General features: G+C 43.9%; 11 protein-coding genes. 4 read left to right on the top strand and 7 right to left on the bottom strand.

What is annotated here, in order from left to right:
* Positions 1-335: 335 nt before the first annotated feature.
* The 6 genes from ACKGJO_RS11835 to ACKGJO_RS11810 form a co-directional block, all read right to left on the bottom strand.
* Complete coding sequence (locus ACKGJO_RS11835) at positions 336-1,943, bottom strand: peptide chain release factor 3 (protein ID WP_411323649.1); 1,608 nt, start codon at positions 1,941-1,943, stop codon at positions 336-338.
* Between the two features lie 578 nt (positions 1,944-2,521).
* Positions 2,522-4,384, bottom strand: coding sequence for a glycoside hydrolase family 13 protein (locus tag ACKGJO_RS11830; protein ID WP_411323648.1), 1,863 nt, complete (start codon positions 4,382-4,384; stop codon positions 2,522-2,524).
* Positions 4,385-5,132: 748 nt separating this feature from the next.
* Complete coding sequence (locus ACKGJO_RS11825) at positions 5,133-6,422, bottom strand: M20/M25/M40 family metallo-hydrolase (RefSeq protein WP_411323647.1); 1,290 nt, start codon at positions 6,420-6,422, stop codon at positions 5,133-5,135.
* Positions 6,423-6,446: 24 nt separating this feature from the next.
* Positions 6,447-7,736, bottom strand: a complete 1,290-nt coding sequence (locus ACKGJO_RS11820; RefSeq protein ID WP_411323646.1) for an amidohydrolase — start codon at positions 7,734-7,736, stop codon at positions 6,447-6,449.
* 127 nt (positions 7,737-7,863) lie between these two features.
* The gene (locus ACKGJO_RS11815) at positions 7,864-8,511 is read right to left on the bottom strand and encodes an NAD(P)H-binding protein (protein WP_411323645.1); all 648 of its coding nucleotides are present in this window, start codon (positions 8,509-8,511) and stop codon (positions 7,864-7,866) included.
* Between the two features lie 3 nt (positions 8,512-8,514).
* Positions 8,515-9,729 (bottom strand): serine hydrolase domain-containing protein, encoded by a 1,215-nt coding sequence (locus ACKGJO_RS11810; RefSeq protein WP_411323644.1) that lies wholly within the window; start codon positions 9,727-9,729, stop codon positions 8,515-8,517.
* Between the two features lie 205 nt (positions 9,730-9,934).
* Here ACKGJO_RS11810 and ACKGJO_RS11805 point away from each other — a divergent pair, with 205 nt between their 5' ends.
* Together ACKGJO_RS11805 and ACKGJO_RS11800 are read left to right on the top strand one after the other, a co-directional pair.
* Entirely contained in the window at positions 9,935-11,035 is a 1,101-nt protein-coding gene (locus ACKGJO_RS11805; protein ID WP_411323643.1) for a 6-bladed beta-propeller, read from the top strand.
* Positions 11,036-11,221: 186 nt separating this feature from the next.
* Positions 11,222-11,566, top strand: a complete 345-nt coding sequence (locus ACKGJO_RS11800) for a hypothetical protein (RefSeq protein ID WP_411323642.1) — start codon at positions 11,222-11,224, stop codon at positions 11,564-11,566.
* Between the two features lie 77 nt (positions 11,567-11,643).
* Here the strand turns inward: ACKGJO_RS11800 and ACKGJO_RS11795 are convergent, their stop codons facing one another.
* A complete protein-coding gene (locus ACKGJO_RS11795) occupies positions 11,644-12,045 on the bottom strand; it encodes a GxxExxY protein (protein ID WP_411323641.1) in 402 nt (133 codons plus the stop codon).
* A 649-nt stretch (positions 12,046-12,694) separates the two neighbouring features.
* On the opposite strand from ACKGJO_RS11795, the gene carA reads away from it, so the two are divergent.
* Positions 12,695-13,792: a glutamine-hydrolyzing carbamoyl-phosphate synthase small subunit gene (gene carA, locus ACKGJO_RS11790; protein ID WP_411323640.1), complete on the top strand. Its 1,098-nt coding sequence runs from the start codon at positions 12,695-12,697 to the stop codon at positions 13,790-13,792.
* Between the two features lie 71 nt (positions 13,793-13,863).
* Positions 13,864-16,692 (top strand): carbamoyl-phosphate synthase large subunit, encoded by a 2,829-nt coding sequence (gene carB / locus ACKGJO_RS11785; protein ID WP_411323639.1) that lies wholly within the window; start codon positions 13,864-13,866, stop codon positions 16,690-16,692.
* Positions 16,693-16,781: the final 89 nt, after the last annotated feature.

Below are 16,781 nucleotides of genomic sequence, written 5' to 3'. Positions count from 1 at the left end.
TCGTACTGGTGGTGTGAATTTATTGTTGGGATAGATTCTGGTAAGGGATGAGCTTTTATTTAGGTGAGATATTCAGAATCTTTGAATTATTTATACGAAGATAAATTACGCAACATCTCAAAGGTTAAGTACAGCCAGAGTAAATTATTTGAATTAAAAATCAGGAACTTAGTTGCATCTAAGTGAAATTAATTTGGAAGCGTTTTTTCGATGAGATAGTCGAGAAGTTTTTTTGATACCTTTATGAACAGATAGAGAAAAGCCTCTCAATTCAACAAGAAAAGAGAGGCTTTCGATAAAATATTTTATTCCAGGTCAGGATTTCTGTGCGAGAATTATCCTTGCTTGAATTTGAACAGGTTTTCCTTACCTACTTTTTCTTCCCCTTGATTTAAAGCATACATGGAATCAAAAAGTACGATAGGATTTTCTTCCATGTCTTTGGTGACGTGGGTTGAATAGCTGGCTTCCAGTTTTTTGATGATGTCATTCCTCTCGTTGGGCAGCCATCTTGCGCAGTGATAGGTTACTGGAGTTTTGATAAGCTCAACTCCATATTCGGTAAGCATTCTGTGTTCTACAACTTCAAATTGGAGCACTCCTACAGTTCCAAGTAACAACTCATTTCCTACTCCATTGGGTACTTCAAATACATGAACTACACCTTCTTCAGAAAGCTGCTTCAATCCTTCCCTTAACTGTTTTCGTTTAAAGGGGTCTTTTGTTGCTACTTTCTGGAAATGCTCCGGTGTGAAAAGTGGTATCACATCAAAGTCTACTTCATTTTTTTCATAGATGGTGGTGCCAATTCTGAAGGAGCCCGGATTGAAGATAGAGACAATATCACCGGGATATGCTTCCTCCATAAGCTGTCGGTCATCACCCATCAAGGTGTGTGGCGTTGACATTTTAATTTTCTTGCCTGTGGATGCGATCGTCACCTGTTGGCCACGTTCAAACTTTCCGGATGCCACACGAATAAATGCCGCGCAGTCGCGGTGATCAGGATTCATGTTGGCCTGCATCTTGAAAATGAAGCCGGAAAAACCATCGTTAAGATCTCGGGCTATACCATCAGGTGTTTTATACTGTTGTGGGTGCGGAGCCAGCTGATGGAAATAATTCAAAAATACATCCAGACCAAAGTTATGAAGAGCTGAACCAAAAAATACAGGAGTTACTTTTCCTGAAGCATATTCGTCGCGATCCATTCCTTCATACATTCCATCGATCAGCATGACCTCTTCCCGAAAAGCTTCTTTCTCCGTATCAGATAGAGTAGAAGAATCAATAGCTTCCTCAACACTAAGAACATCTGTTACGGCCTTTTTAGCCCCGTGTTCTGTTTTTTGGTAGATGTGTACCTTTTTTGCTATAGCATCATATATACCCTGAAATTTACGGCCATAGCCCATGGGCCAGCTTGCAGGCACGGCTTCAATACCAAGCTTGTTCTCTATATTACTTAGCACTTCCAGCGGATCCATACCCGGGCGATCACACTTGTTAACAAAGGTGATGACGGGAACTTCTCGAAGCTTACATACTTCAAATAATTTCTCGGTCTGCTCCTCAACACCTTTGGCAACGTCAATAACCATCAGGCCGGAATCAGCTGCAACCAGGGTCCGAAGGGTATCTTCAGAAAAGTCTTTGTGACCCGGGGTATCCAGCAGGTTGTACTTAATGCCGTTCTGCTCAAAACGTAATACTGATGAAGTTACAGAAATACCGCGTTCCTGCTCAATCGACATCCAGTCGGAAGCAGCGTGACGGGTAGCTTTTCGGGCACGGATAGATCCGGCCTCGTGTAGGGCTCCACCATATAGCAATAGCTTCTCAGTGAGGGTTGTTTTACCCGCATCAGGGTGGGAAATAATGGCGAAAGTTCGTCGCTTTTTCGCTTCTTTGGTAATTTCAGTTTCGGCAGTGGCCGTGCTCATAGTGTCTCGTTCAGCTTGATTGAAGCCTTAAAGATACGGCCTTTTCAGTGAAGTTTGTAGTAGATAGTGAGGAGTGAAAAATGTGGCGCTGTAATTAAATAAATGATGCTTTGGTGACAACCACCCTCTCCTTTACCCTCGTGCCTGACGCTCTGCGACGGCACGAATAAAAGCGTCGATCCTAATAAAACTACCAGTTTTATTTGTGATGTCTAATCAAGAGCTTCCCCGCTTGGGCGGGGATTAAGGGGTGGGTCAATGTGGCCAAGGCTTAAGAAATTTATTTACAGCATCTTCTGCCTTTCATTGGGACCGGGAGGTCCCGCAAGGCGTTACCAACCGGGAGGTTGGGAACGAGATTAACGAACTTGCCGTCCCGTGGGGACGTTATGTTTGTAAAAAGCAACACCCTAACCAATAGCTCTCGTGCCGTAGGTACGATATGTATTGCCTGAAAGAGCTTGGATGTGTACCTACTGCACACACCTATCTTTACTTTCTCTTTTTTTACAAACATGTTGTCCTAACGGGACAGGTTCAGAGACTCAATTCATCAGTTATCCCAACAGGTTCAGGAATCATCTCAACTCCCAAACTACGGCGGTTTTCCCATCCACCTCAAGATCATCCGATACATCGATCTCATCTCCGGAAATCACATCAACCCCAATCTCAAATTTATCCAGAATCTCTGCAAAGCGATCTCGGTCTAAGGTCACTGCTTCCTCATTCGCATTCATGGCTACCATAATGGTCTGTTCTTCATGGACACGGAAGTAAACATAGGTGTTGTTCTCGGGGATAAAATGCACCAATTTACCTTCATGAGTTGCGACCGCATCTTTTCGCCATTGTGTCAACTTAGTAACGTAATCGACGATCTCATTTTCTTTATTGGTCCGTCCTGCCTCAGTGAATACACTACGATTATCATCAGGCCAGCCGCCCGGCATGGTTTGTCGCCAGACTTCGTCATCTCCGCCACGATTTTCGTGGGCCATCATTAGCTCGGTACCGTAATAGACCTGTGGAATTCCACGGGTGGTCATCAGAAACGCATATGCCATTTTGAAATGATCTTCATCTTTGCCGATGTGCTCGAAATAGCGGCTCATATCATGGTTGTCCAGAAAGATAACGTTGCCCATCGGATCAGAATACAGGAAATCCTGGGAGAGCACATAATACAACTGGCTGAGCCCGGTCGTCCAGCCAAATTCCTCATTAAAGGCATCGCGGACCGCAAAGGCAAATTGGAAATCAGTCAGGCTTGGAAGGTGTGACTGGTAGCCATCATCTACGCCGGCTTTGTCATATTGCCAATAAGCTTCAGCGGGGACGTTTTCAACCCACGCTTCACCTACAATGTTAAAATCAGGGTAGGCAGCCATAACTTCTTTTGACCAACGGGCCATATAATCTTTGTCTGGATAAACATAGGTATCCATACGGATGCCGTCAATTCCGGAATATTCGATCCACCATAGTGTATTTTGAATGAGGTAATCGGCCAGTAATTCATTGTCTTGATTCAGGTCTGGCATTTCCGGCACGAACCATCCATCCGTTAATTTCGTAGAATCGTAATCAGATGCATAAGGATCAGAAGCAACCACCCCTCGATAATTGGTTTGTCCGACTTCTTCATAATCGAACACCCAGTCGTTGGTCGGCAGATCCTTCATCCACCAATGCTTGTCACCAATATGATTGTGGATCATATCCATGATGACCTTCATATCACGATCCTGAACTTTGGATACGAGCTCCTTATAAAGAGCATTGGTTCCATACCGGCGGTCCACTTTGTAAAGATCGGTGGCTGCATATCCGTGATAGGCTCCATATTCTACGCTCATGTCATTTTCGAACATGGGGGTGAACCAAATGGCTGTCATACCCAGATCTTCAATGTAATCCAGGTGATCCATTACCCCTTGAATATCACCACCTTGCCGGCGCTGAGGATCAGATCGGTCGGCAGGTTCGAGCATTCCTTCTATCGAATCGTTGGTAGGATCGCCATTGGCAAATCTATCCGGCATCATCAGATAGATCACATCCGAAGGGTCAAAGCCATTGTTCCGGCCTTCTGTGGATTCTCGTGTTTTCAGTTCGTAATCAAATACAATTTCCTTGTTGTGGTGAGTGAGTACGATCTCCATATTTCCGGCTTCAGCCTCATCAGAAATATCAAAGTAGAGAAATAGATAGTTAGGCGAGTCAACGGCTAGTTGTTTGGTGATATTTACGCCGGGGTAGTCTGTGGTTGCCCGGTATAAACCCAGATCATCACCGTAAAGTTGAAGTTGCAGTTCATTAACAGGCATTTGGACCCACCAGAATGGAGGATCCACCAATTGAATTTGTTCAGGTAATTGAGCCTGAAGTGCAGGAACAAATAGAAAAAGTGCTAGAATGAGTGAGAATAGTCTTTTCATGAGCGATCTTTGATTAATTCTTAGTGCGGAATAATAAAGATCACTCAAGACTTTTTCTTATGTAAATGCTTACATCGTGAAGTTTGAGGTTTCCCGCTTGGCTCGGGATTAAGGGGCGGTGTGGCTAAGTCGTGTTATTATCCAAACTTAGGTTTTCTATTAACCCTTGTACCTGACGCTCTGCGTCGGCACGGATCACAACGTTGATCCTAATAAAAGTAAACTGACACTATATCTTTATTTTCCATTATGCCGACCCCGACAAGTGTGCACGGGATAGGCAAAAGAAAAAACTACCGGCTGCGAAAAAAGAGCTAAAGCTGACTTCATTCCACTAAAATAAATCAATGCAATAAAAGTTCAGTCATCCCTAGCCCAGACCAGGGATCTCCTGACTGCAAGAACGGGGTCGAATTAGGGAGATTCCGGATCGGCGCTTTCGCTGTTGCTACAGCTTGTCCGGGATGACGAGGTGGTGAATGGGATTTATTTCTTAACGCTCCACTCCGTCATCTTCTTAACACTCTTTTTTCTAAGGCCGATGTGAGGAGTGAAGGTTAAATTAATTTATGTTGCCTAATCAGGGGTTTCCCGGCTTGGGCGGGGATTAAGGGGTGGTCGGTGTGGCCAAGGTTTGTAAGAGTTAATTTCAGCCCATCATCTTATCATTGGGACCGGGAGGTCCCGCAAGGCATTCACTACCGGGTGGTTGGGAAAGAGGCTAAGATCTTGGATTTGGATCGAGCTGTTATTCTTGTTGTGTCAATCTGTAGATCAATAAAGCAGCTCGTTTAGTAAGCTCTTTGTAGGTCTTTAGATTGATGGTTTCATTTGGTCCGTGCGCACCGCTTCCCATGGCTCCAAGTCCATCCAATCCATCTATGTATTCGGCCACGAATGAAATATCTGCGGCTCCACGTCTTCCGGGATCATAAGCTTCAACTTCACCTAGTCCCATATCCTGACTCAGTTGATCCAAAACATCCAGCAATTCCATATTTCCTTCCGTTGGTTCCATGGGTGGGTAGCCTTCATAAATAGTAAGTTCAGCTGAGGTTTGCGGCAGGTGATCGGATACAATGTCTCTCATTTTCTCGAAGGCTCGGTCGCCCTGTTCAGTGGTTAAAAACCGTATCCCGCCATGAGCGATAGTTGTCTTTGGAACAATATTCGTTTTGCCACTTACGGTTCCCTTGATCTGTTCTTCGTCATAATCAACCTCATTTCCTCCCAGTATAACACCCACATTATAGGTAAGGTTATCTTCTCTAAGCTCTTCATAAAAACGATTCAAAATCCTGGAAGCTTCATATACCGATCCGGCTCCAGTATCGTCGCTAAAAATACCCGAAGAGTGGGCTTGCCGACCTTCAACTTCAAGTTTCCAGGAATAGGAAGCACGTCGTGCAACCGTAGCATAACTGAATCCGGATGCCGTTTCAAAGCCTAGAGCGACACCACTTCTTTTGGCGGCATCAACCAGGTCTTTGCGGCTAATGGATGTTGGACTTCCGGCCTTTTCCTCATCTCCGGTATAGGCTACAATTATTTGTGCATCAGGAATGGCACCCGCTTCTTTTAACGCTTTTAGTGCATAGAGGATCATCACATTACCGGCTTTCATGTCATTTACTCCGGGGCCCGTAGCCACGGAATCATTCAGCATTTTGAATTTCTGAAATGGGCTGTCTGGCTCAAAAACGGTGTCAAGATGACCAATGAGGAGTAGTTTTTTGCCTGATTTACCCTTTTGCTCGGCAAAGAAATGACCGGCCCGGTTTACCTCATCCTGAGGGATCCACCGGGTTTCAAAGCCGAGTTCATTATAGGCTTGGATATAATTTTCCCCAACTTTTCGGACCCCATCAAAATTTAGGGTTCCGCTGTTGATGTTCACATTGGTTTCCAGTAACTGCAGGGCTTCGGCGTGATTGGCATCGATGCGGTCAAGGATCTTTTGCTCGGTTTCTGAAAGCTGCTGAGCTGAAAGGTTAAGACTAAAAAGGAGTAAAATGGGGAGAATTATAAGTCTTTTCATGATTTTATCTGGGAGATTTAAAAATTAGTTTCCGGCGACGTTGTTCATATAATCAACCACGAGATTACTCATAGCCCGTACACCAAGTTTCATTCCCCTTTCATCCAGCATAAAGTCAGGGGTGTGATGGCCGGCGGGTTCACGATCAGGTACTTTAGCTCCTACAAAGAAGTATAATCCGGGAATTTCATTCTGGAAAAAAGAAAAATCTTCAGCTCCGGTGATGGCGTCCATAACAATTGCATTTCCATTGGCAACTTCCTCAAGTGTAGGTGCCATGATGGATGTAAGTTTGGGATCGTTATAAGTAATGGGGTACCCATCGTGGATGGTAAGGGTTGCCTCCGCACCATTACTTTCAGCGGTATTTTGGACAATGGTTTTCAGTCGCTGGAATATGAGTTGACGCATGTCTTCATCCAAAGCTCTGATGGTGCCTTCCATTTTCACGGATTCAGGAATGATGTTATGACGTACACCGCCCTCAATAACTCCAACGGTTACTACAGCCGCCTGTTTGGTTAACTCCATGCTGCGACTCACAATGGTTTGAATATTATTGATCATTTGAGCGGCAGTCACAATAGGATCAACGCCATTCCAGGGTGCAGAACCGTGGGCCTGCCTTCCCTTGACCTGAATAGTATAGCTATTGACGCTAGCCATAATTCCTTCCGGGCGGTAAGTGATGACTCCAACCGGTGTGGCATCGTTGATATGGAGACCAAAGATTACATCCACATCCGGGTTTTCGAGAACACCTTCCTTCACCATTAACTCAGCTCCACCTTCTTCACCCAAAGGCGCACCTTCTTCAGCGGGTTGAAAAATAAATTTAACTGTACCTTTGATCTCATCTTTCATGTCGGTCAGGATCTTTGCCACGCCCATCAGGATGGCGATGTGCGTGTCGTGGCCACAGGCATGCATCACTCCAACTTCCTTTCCCTGATACATTCCGGTGGCTATGGATTTAAATGGGAGCTCATTACGTTCTGTGACAGGCAGGCCATCAATATCGGCACGTAAACCGATCACTGGGCCGGGTTTGCCACCTTTCAGAATTGCAACCACTCCGGTATGGGCGATTTCGGTTTCAACTTTTAACCCTAGTTCATTCAAGTAATCTGCAATGTAGGCCGCAGTCCCAAATTCACGGTTAGAGAGCTCCGGATTTTCATGGAAATGCCGGCGCCATTCTATGACCTGTTCCTCAATTTCATCAGCTTTTTGGTCAATGATCTGTTTCAGTTCCTGAGCATTGGCAGTTATTGAGATAAGAGAGATTAAGACGAGCAGTAACGATTTTTTCATAGCGGGAGAATGAAATTGCAATTTAGAGATAGTAAGTAATCAGCAAGCAAATTGAAAATGGCATTCCAAGGGTGAGAGAGGTGATGTATCGTGTATCTACCGCAACAATAGGAGAGGTGTTAACGATTTACAGGTGAAAGATCTCGTCAAATTCAAATATATGGTAACCCGGTGGACATTTTTGTAGCGAATGTATCATTCCCTGAGCCACGGTTTTACCGGAAATAGGGCGGTATTTCTGTAAGCCGGGCAGTTTGGTTAGAAATGACATTAAAAAAAGTCCGACAGATTCACCGAGCCTCTTTTCATTGCGTTCACCGGCCAATATAGAAGGCCGCATAATGGTGATTACTTCAAAAGGGAGGTCCTTCACATCATCATCCAACTCACCCTTCAGGCGAGAATAGAAAACCCGGGATCGGTGATTAGCACCGGCTGATGAAACCAACGAATATTTTTTAACCCCATTTTCAGCAGCGGCTTTCGCTTCCTCATATTGATAGGTATAATCGACAGTATACTGCTGCTGCTCACTCCCGGCTTTTTTGATAGTTGTTCCCAATGCAGAGTAAAGTTCGTTGCCTGTTATCAGGTGTTTCCACTCATCTATCTTATTAAAATCGATGACATACTCATCCAGTTTTGAATGATGTTTACCGGTACTTTTCCTGTGAAAAATTTTGACAGTATCGTAATGTTCATCTTTTAAAAGAAGGTCTAATACCTCTGAACCGACTAATCCGGTTGCGCCAATAAGTATGGCGGTTTTATTCATAGATTATTCAAGAGCCTCCAAAACTCTTTTAACTACACCATCCATAGCATCACTTTCGATCCATCGGGCAACAATAACAAGGTCATTCTCCTGATCTACATAAACCATGTTAACACCAGAACCAAGATGAAAAAAGGCGGATTTAGGGGCACTGGGTATACGATCTTTATTAACATTCAAAAACCAATTCATAAAGCCGTAATTAGTGTTGGCTTCGGTGGGTGTTTGGGCCATTTTATTCCATTCTTCAGAAATAATTTGTTCTTTTTTCCACTTTCCGTTTCTAAGGGTGAGCAGACCAAATCGGGCCTGGTCCCGGGCACTGATGAACATACCTCCGCCCCAGTGACCTCCACCGCTTACGGCCTGTATTTGTTGTCCATCTATGATAACCCATGAATTCTCATATCCCATCCAGCGCCAGGTTGGGGAGGCTCCGATCTTATCCATCACCTCTTCACGAAGTACTTTGGGAAGCGGCTCGCGTAATACATTCATAGCAGCGAGAGCCAGAAGATTGACGCGCACATCGTTGTATTCAAATACAGTACCGGGTTCATGTCGTTCACGGGTCATCCAATCCGAGCGTTCTCCGGAAGGGCGATCAGCCCAGTCAGGTTTTCCCCATAAGGTGCCTTCCCAGTCGGAAGTCTGCCGGAGCAGGTGATTCCAGGTGATCTTGGAATTGTGATCTCCTTTGAACGGCTCAAATACTTTGGGTTCTTTGAAGGTATCCGCTTTGTTTTGATTGTTATCCCATTCCATGAAATAGATGGGAGCCATATACTGATCTACCTTTTCATTTACATCCCGGATCAATCCACGATCGTAGGCAATTCCAATGGTTGTAGTGAGGAAACTTTTAGTAACACTGTGCGTCATATCTACGCGAAACGGTTCACCCCATTCTGCTACAATGTATCCGTTTTTAATGATGATACCGGTTTGTGGTCCTCTATCTTTAAAAGGACCGATGCCATCCCCAAAGGGTTCGCGACCAAAAGTCCCATAGTGATTCTCTTCCATGCTGCGGGGGTTGCTCGTCTCATTTTCCTGTGCGTATTGTATGGCTTCCTGAATCTTATCGGCATTTAATCCGAGGTCTTCAGGCGATTTATTCTCCCAATCTCCCCAGGTGCCGGGATAATAAATATCTTGGGCTATAAGAGTTCCAGGGAGTAAAAAAAGTATAAGCAGTAGGAGATGGATTTTTTTCATCTGATAGGGGGTTTTTAGATTTGCCCTAATTTCAGAGCAATCGAGAAGAATTCCAAAAGGTGTTACAGGTTTTCAAAATTTTTACTACACTCTGACATAAATAGTTTATAAAAGACAACGGGGTTTTGTAATTAAATGATTTTGTCATGCTAAGCACTAAACAGAGTAGGCCTTATACTCTATTTTTTTCCTTATAAGCATTTTTGTGTGGCTTTTTCCTGTCCGATCCGAAGCCCAAAACACATATAAAGCAGAAGAAGAATTACGTATTGGAACTTTGAATGGAGAATTTGAATATATATTTGCACGAATTTCAGACCTTGCAGTAGGCGCTGACGGAGCTATTTTTGTGGCTGACTCTCCTGCAGGGAAGCCTGTTGTTAGAATGTTTGATAGTAAGGGCTCATTTATAAAATATGTAGGCAGAGATGGCCGGGGACCCGGAGAATATGAAAGAATTGGAGGAATAGGATCTTTCCCGGATGGAAGGTTGGCTATTTGGGATCTGGGTAATCAACGAATTAACGTGTATAAAGCAAGTGGAGATTTCTTTGAAAGTTTTTTAGTACAATCAGGGTTCCTTTCATCTTACAAGGTTTTTGAGGTAGATCATGACGGTAATTTCTACGTGAAGAACGTGTTTTTTGATCCTGATAATCCACAAAACAACACAGACCCTCCCATGGCCTGGTATAAAATTTCATCTGACGGGGAGCTGGTTGATACAGTACATGTGCCTAAGAATGAAGAGGCTTATCCTCAACATTTTGTAATTTTTACTGATGCGGGGGCTGGATATCCTTTCAATACACGTATGATGGAAAATTTTAGCCCAAGCGGATATATCATTACCGCTGTTAATGATCGATATGAAATTGTTTTGCATAAAAAAGAACAGCCGTTAACAATTCAACGAGAATATTCTCCATTAGAAGTGACTTCTGAAGAAGAGAAACTATGGGGAGAGTTCAAAAATAGATTTACTTCAAGTGGATATAATATTGAGGCCACCATCCCGGAAGAAAAACCTCCATTTAAAGAACTGTTGGCGGATTTACAGGGAAGAATATGGGTTTGGAGATACGCGAAATCGCAACCGGTAGATGGAGGAATATTCTCTGATAGAATACAAGTGTGGGAGCCTCCTGTATTTGATGTTTTCAACCCAGACGGTTCTTTTTACGGAAATGTTACTTTGCCAATGGGAGCAGTATTTCTAGAAGCAAAGGGTGACAAGGTTTGGGCTGTATTTACCGATGAAGATCAAGTTGAATATGTAGTTCGGTATATATTGGCCAAAGAATAAATATTATACTTATGAGGAACTTTTTGCGTGAATACAATTAGGCTATCTGTATGTATTTAAAGTTCGTTTATATAATTAGAGCGTAAATGGCTACGGTACAAAAAACGTATACATCGTAGAGATAGGTAACAGTTTTCCAAAATAATTGCTACACTCAGGCATCATTTCAACCAACATAAACTCCTGATGCTGCTCACAGCCCTGATCATTATTACTGCTTTTCTACTGAACCTATTTTTGCCCTGGTGGAGCATTGCCATTCCGGGGCTCATTTTTGGGTACATATTTAATAAAAAAGCGCTGTCTTCATTTGCCTGGGGGTTTTTAGCCCTTTTCCTGCTTTGGGGAGGGCAAGCGCTCTACATACATGTAGCCAATGATGGAATTCTCTCCTCTCGAATTGCAGAAATACTTTCGGTGGGTTCACCAATTTTAGTAGTACTTATTACTGCAATACTTGGCGGATTGGTAAGTGGCCTGGCAACGCTGACGGGTTCTTTGGTGAAAGAGACTCCGAGGGATTTTGGATGAGGTTTCGAAACGCGGATTAAGCGGATTAGGGGATTTCACGGATTAGTTAGAAAATCCGTGTTCATCTTTAAATCCGATTAATCCGTGATTCTCCCCTGCGAAAGAATTAACCGTTTAAACTCCATACTTTTTGAGCCAAAATTGATTAGCAGCCCTACTTCCAATCTATAGGCTTTCAGATAATTAAGAGCTTGAGCCATGTGAACATCCTCCAGATCAGAAACGGCTTTTATCTCAACTAATATTTTTTCGTCTACTACAAAATCTGCTCTACGCGTTCCGATAGGGTATTCCAGGTCTCGGTAATAAATTTGTTGGTCAATTTCCCGTTCAAAAGTTAACTCTGCCTTTTGAAATTCATAAGCTAATGCTCTCTGATAAATGACTTCCTGAAATCCATTTCCTAAAAAATTGTGAACCGCAAAGGAAGCTCCAATTATCTTCTCTGTGAGATCATGATACTTTAAATCTGATTTCATTCTTCTCCCCATTATCCCGAATTTTGAAAAGAATATAATAAAATGTGTTGAATCGCGGATTAAGCGGATTAGGGGATTTCACGGATAAGAATGTAAATCCGTGTTCATCAAAAAATCCGATTAATCCGTGGTTCAAAACCCAACATTTAAAGTGAAATTTTCGGAAAGATTCATAAATACTGTAATCAAAAATTGAATCCAATTCCTCCACTCCTTATCTTAGGCAAACTTCAAAAAAGCTCATACCAAAAATTAACGATTTAGCAATCCATAGCTTTGAAGCACTACCGGCGCACGCCCACAAATGGAGGTCGCGCGATTGATGGCATTTTTATTTGCCCATATCATTTTTCAAATCCGACACGGTTTCCGTAGTCGGATTTTTTTTGGGCTAAAATTTCTTTCCTCGTTTTTATATACCATTTTTTTTGGTGTTCTGAGGCAGAAACCTTGGCCCCATCGACCCTCACCTTCGTTTCCTATCCCGGGAGAGGAAGACTCTTTAATTGATTTTTTCAATGATTTAGGAAATTTCCACGCTTGTGTGGGGATTAAAAAGTGGGTCAAAGTAGCCAAGGCCCAACCTGTGTTTTGCAATCCAGATTCTCATCAAATACCAATTTCACCAACCCAGAACTATATCTAAACCATGTCACTAAACGAAAGAAAAAAAGCCATACTTGCACTCTCAGACGGAACCGTTGTCCATGGCAAGGCCGTTGGCCATGAAGGCATAACCGGTGGAGAGCTATGTTTTAACACCAGTATGACCGGCTATCAGGAGATTTTTACTGATCCAAGTTATTACGGTCAACTGATGATGATGACCTATCCGCATATTGGGAACTACGGTACCCAACCCCGGGATGATGAAGCCCGAAAGGTTATGGTGGCCGGTATCATATGCCGGGCGTTTTCTCATGAATATAGCAACACTATGGCCGATCGCAGTCTTCAGGAATATCTGGAGGACAATGAGATCACCGGCATTACCGGAGTTGATACACGGAAGCTGGTACGTCACGTTCGTGAAAAAGGGGTGATGAATGCAGTTATCTCAAGTACAGAAATGGATGAGGCCAAGCTTGTCGAGATGGCCAAGGGCTGGGATGATATGGAAGGTCTGGAACTGGCAACCAAAGTCAGCCGTACCGAAGCTCAAACTGTAAATGGTTCGGATGATTACCGTGTAGCTGCTTTTGATTACGGCATCAAGCAGAATATCATCAACAACTTGAATAAACGTGGCTGTACACTTCGTATCTTCCCGGCAAAGACTCCACTCGAAGAAATAAAAGCGTGGGAAGCTGACGGATATTTTTTTAGTAACGGTCCAGGTGATCCAACTGCGACAGCAGAATATGCACTTGAAGCTGTAAATTATGCCAAGGAATCAGGCAAGCCAATGTTTGGGATCTGCCTCGGTCATCAGTTGATGGCGCTCAGCGAAGGACTAAAAACGACCAAGATGTATGTAGGTCATCGGGGAGCAAATCAGCCCGTGAAAAATCTTGAGACAGGTCTCGTAGAGATCTCAACTCAAAACCACGGATTTGCCGTTGATGAGGATTCGCTTGACGAAAAGATCGCTGAAGTTACCCACATAAATCTGAATGACGGAACGATTGAGGGACTAAAATTCAAAAACTTCCCGGGGTTCTCGGTTCAGTATCACCCCGAAGCATCCCCTGGACCGCATGATTCTGCCTATTTGTTCGATCAATTCATAGATATGATGCGGAAGTGAACATCGAACAAGGAACATCCAACATTGAACTAACTCATTTCACCAATAACAAATAACCACTCACTAAACACATGCCCAGACGCGACGACATCCAAAAAATATTGATCATTGGTTCAGGACCTATTGTAATTGGTCAGGCTTGCGAATTTGACTACTCCGGTTCACAGGCGTGCCGCTCTCTTCAGGAAGAAGGATATGAGATCGTGCTCATCAACTCGAATCCGGCTACTATTATGACGGATCCTATCATGGCCGATGCAGTGTATATGCTGCCTATGACCACTGACTCCATCCGGGAAATTGTAGCTAAGGAAAACCCGGATGCTGTACTCCCAACCATGGGTGGCCAAACGGGACTAAATCTTTGCCGTGATCTTGAAAAAGAGAATTTCTGGAAAGAAAACGATATTAAGATCATTGGAGTGGATATCGATGCAGTGGAGCTGACCGAGGACCGCCAATTATTCCGTGATAAAATGGAAGAGATCGGCATCGAACAGTGTAAGAGTCGTACGGCACAGTCACTGCTTGATGCCAAAGAAATTAAGGAAGAATTGGGTGGTTTGCCGATCGTGATCCGCCCCTCATTCACCATGGGCGGAGCCGGTGGCGGTATTGTCTGGAATGAGGATGAATTTGAACGAAAAGTACTGCGCGGACTGGAAATGAGTCCAGTCCATCAGGTGCTGATCGAGGAGTCCATTTTCGGGTGGAAAGAATACGAGCTTGAGCTTCTGCGTGATGCTAATGACAATGTCATTATCATCTGCTCCATTGAAAACATGGATCCAATGGGAGTCCATACTGGAGATTCAGTTACAGTGGCTCCAACCCAGACACTGAGCGACAAACAGCTTCAAAACATGCGGGACGCTGCCATCAAGATGATGCGCAGTATAGGAACCTTTGCTGGCGGCTGTAATGTGCAGTTTGCCATGGAGCCCGGCTCAGACCGATTAGTAGCTATCGAGATAAACCCACGGGTGAGTCGCTCTTCTGCGCTGGCCTCTAAGGCAACAGGTTATCCGATCGCAAAGGTGGCAACAAAGCTAGCCGTTGGTTATACCTTGGATGAGTTGAATAATCAGATTACCGGAACAACATCTGCTTGTTTCGAGCCCAGTATCGATTATGTAGTGTGTAAGATACCGCGCTTCAATTTCGATAAGTTTCCCGGTGTGGATGAAGAACTTTCAACCCAGATGAAAGCTGTGGGTGAGGTGATGTCGATAGGGCGAAATTTCCCTGAAGCACTGAACAAAGCATGGCAGTCGCTGGAAGTAGGTCGCGATGGGTTGGGAGCCGACGGTTATGAAGAATTCGATCGAAAGACAGTCCGTGAACGCCTACTGAAGCCTTATTGGGACCGCTCTATGCAGATCCGAAATGCTTTTAAAATGGCTGCGTCCGTAGAGGAAATAGCCGACATTACTAAAGTAGACCCCTGGTACCTGCAGCAGATCCGATACATGGTCTCACTGGAAAACAGAACCGAAGGGCAGACATTGAAAGAGATCTCAAAAGAGGATTTCTTTGAACTAAAGCAAGCCGGATTTTCAGATTCACAAATCGCATATTTGCTGAGCAAGAGCGGTGAGAAAGTAGACGACAAAAAAGTACGTAACCAACGTAAAGAACTTGGTCTCACCCCATCATTTAAAATGGTAGATACCTGTGCGGCTGAATTCCCGGCACAAACTCCATACTACTACTCAGCTTATGAAGGCGAGAATGAAAGTGAAGTCACAGACAAGAAGAAAGTATTGATCCTGGGCAGTGGCCCTAACCGAATTGGGCAGGGGATCGAGTTTGATTACTCTTGTACGCATGCTGTTTTAGCCACGAAGGAAATGGGCTATGAAGCCATTATGGTGAATTGTAATCCCGAAACTGTATCGACCGACTTCGATTTTGCCGACAAGCTTTATTTTGAGCCGGTATATTGGGAACGCGTGCTGGATATCATAGATCACGAACAACCGGAAGGTGTGATCCTTCAGGTTGGTGGTCAAACGGCACTGAAGCTCGGGAAACGTTTTGTGGAAGAAGGAATTAATATATTCGGAACTGATTTTGAGATGATAGACTTTGCCGAGGATCGTGGCGAGTTCTCTAAATTTTTGAAAAAACTGGATATTCCCTTTCCTGAATATGGAACAGCACATGAAGTGGAAGAAGCTATTAAAATTGCGGACCGAATTGGGTATCCGGTACTGATACGACCAAGTTATGTACTTGGTGGTCAGGGTATGCGCATCGCGGTTAAAGAAGAAGAGCTGCGAAAGTATGTAGCGAATATCCTCAAAACTCATCCTGAAAACGCCTTTCTGATCGACAAATATCTGGAGCATGCCATTGAGGTGGATGTGGATTCAGTATACGATGGTGACCAGCTTCACATAGCCGGAATCATGCAACATATTGAGCCGGCCGGAGTTCATTCCGGGGATTCAACTGCAGTACTTCCACCCTACTCCCTAAGTGATGAAGTCATCAAAACCATTGAAGATCATCAGCTGAAAATTGCAGAAAATATGGAAATTCTTGGGTTCCTTAATGTGCAGTATGCCGTAAAGGATGATAAAGTTTATGTGTTGGAGGCCAATCCACGAACCACCCGAACCATTCCATTCCTGGCCAAAGCCACACAAAGACCAGAAGCTGCCATCGGTGTAAAAGTAATGCTTGGTGCCAAGCTCAAGGATTTTGACCTGGAGTCAAAGTTGGTGAATTGGGCCATCAAAGAACCGGTGTTCCCATTCGATAAATTTCCTGAAGTGAAGAAAGAGCTCGGCCCGGAAATGAAATCAACCGGTGAAAGTATCTACTTTGCTAAGGACTTTAATGATGAGCACTTCAAGAAGCCATATGAGTTCAAGAGCTTGTATCTGTCAAAATAAGGATCACAGATTTATAGGATGGATGGATTTTGGGATTATTATTGAGTCAACGATTGTCATGTGCAATCTTAAAATCCAAAATAATTTGA

The sequence above is a fragment of the Gracilimonas qinghaiensis genome (genome assembly GCF_046602855.1).
Lineage (GTDB): Bacteria > Bacteroidota > Rhodothermia > Balneolales > Balneolaceae > Gracilimonas.
This window is presented reverse-complemented; position numbering and strand designations above follow the sequence as displayed.

Coding starts and splice junctions, on each gene's coding strand:
- ACKGJO_RS11835 (WP_411323649.1), bottom strand. CDS start 1,943: ATGAGCACGGCCACTGCCGAAACTGAAATTACCAAAGAAGCGAAAAAG.
- ACKGJO_RS11830 (WP_411323648.1), bottom strand. CDS start 4,384: ATGAAAAGACTATTCTCACTCATTCTAGCACTTTTTCTATTTGTTCCT.
- ACKGJO_RS11825 (WP_411323647.1), bottom strand. CDS start 6,422: ATGAAAAGACTTATAATTCTCCCCATTTTACTCCTTTTTAGTCTTAAC.
- ACKGJO_RS11820 (WP_411323646.1), bottom strand. CDS start 7,736: ATGAAAAAATCGTTACTGCTCGTCTTAATCTCTCTTATCTCAATAACT.
- ACKGJO_RS11815 (WP_411323645.1), bottom strand. CDS start 8,511: ATGAATAAAACCGCCATACTTATTGGCGCAACCGGATTAGTCGGTTCA.
- ACKGJO_RS11810 (WP_411323644.1), bottom strand. CDS start 9,729: ATGAAAAAAATCCATCTCCTACTGCTTATACTTTTTTTACTCCCTGGA.
- ACKGJO_RS11800 (WP_411323642.1), top strand. CDS start 11,222: ATGCTGCTCACAGCCCTGATCATTATTACTGCTTTTCTACTGAACCTA.
- ACKGJO_RS11795 (WP_411323641.1), bottom strand. CDS start 12,045: ATGAAATCAGATTTAAAGTATCATGATCTCACAGAGAAGATAATTGGA.
- carA (WP_411323640.1), top strand. CDS start 12,695: ATGTCACTAAACGAAAGAAAAAAAGCCATACTTGCACTCTCAGACGGA.
- carB (WP_411323639.1), top strand. CDS start 13,864: ATGCCCAGACGCGACGACATCCAAAAAATATTGATCATTGGTTCAGGA.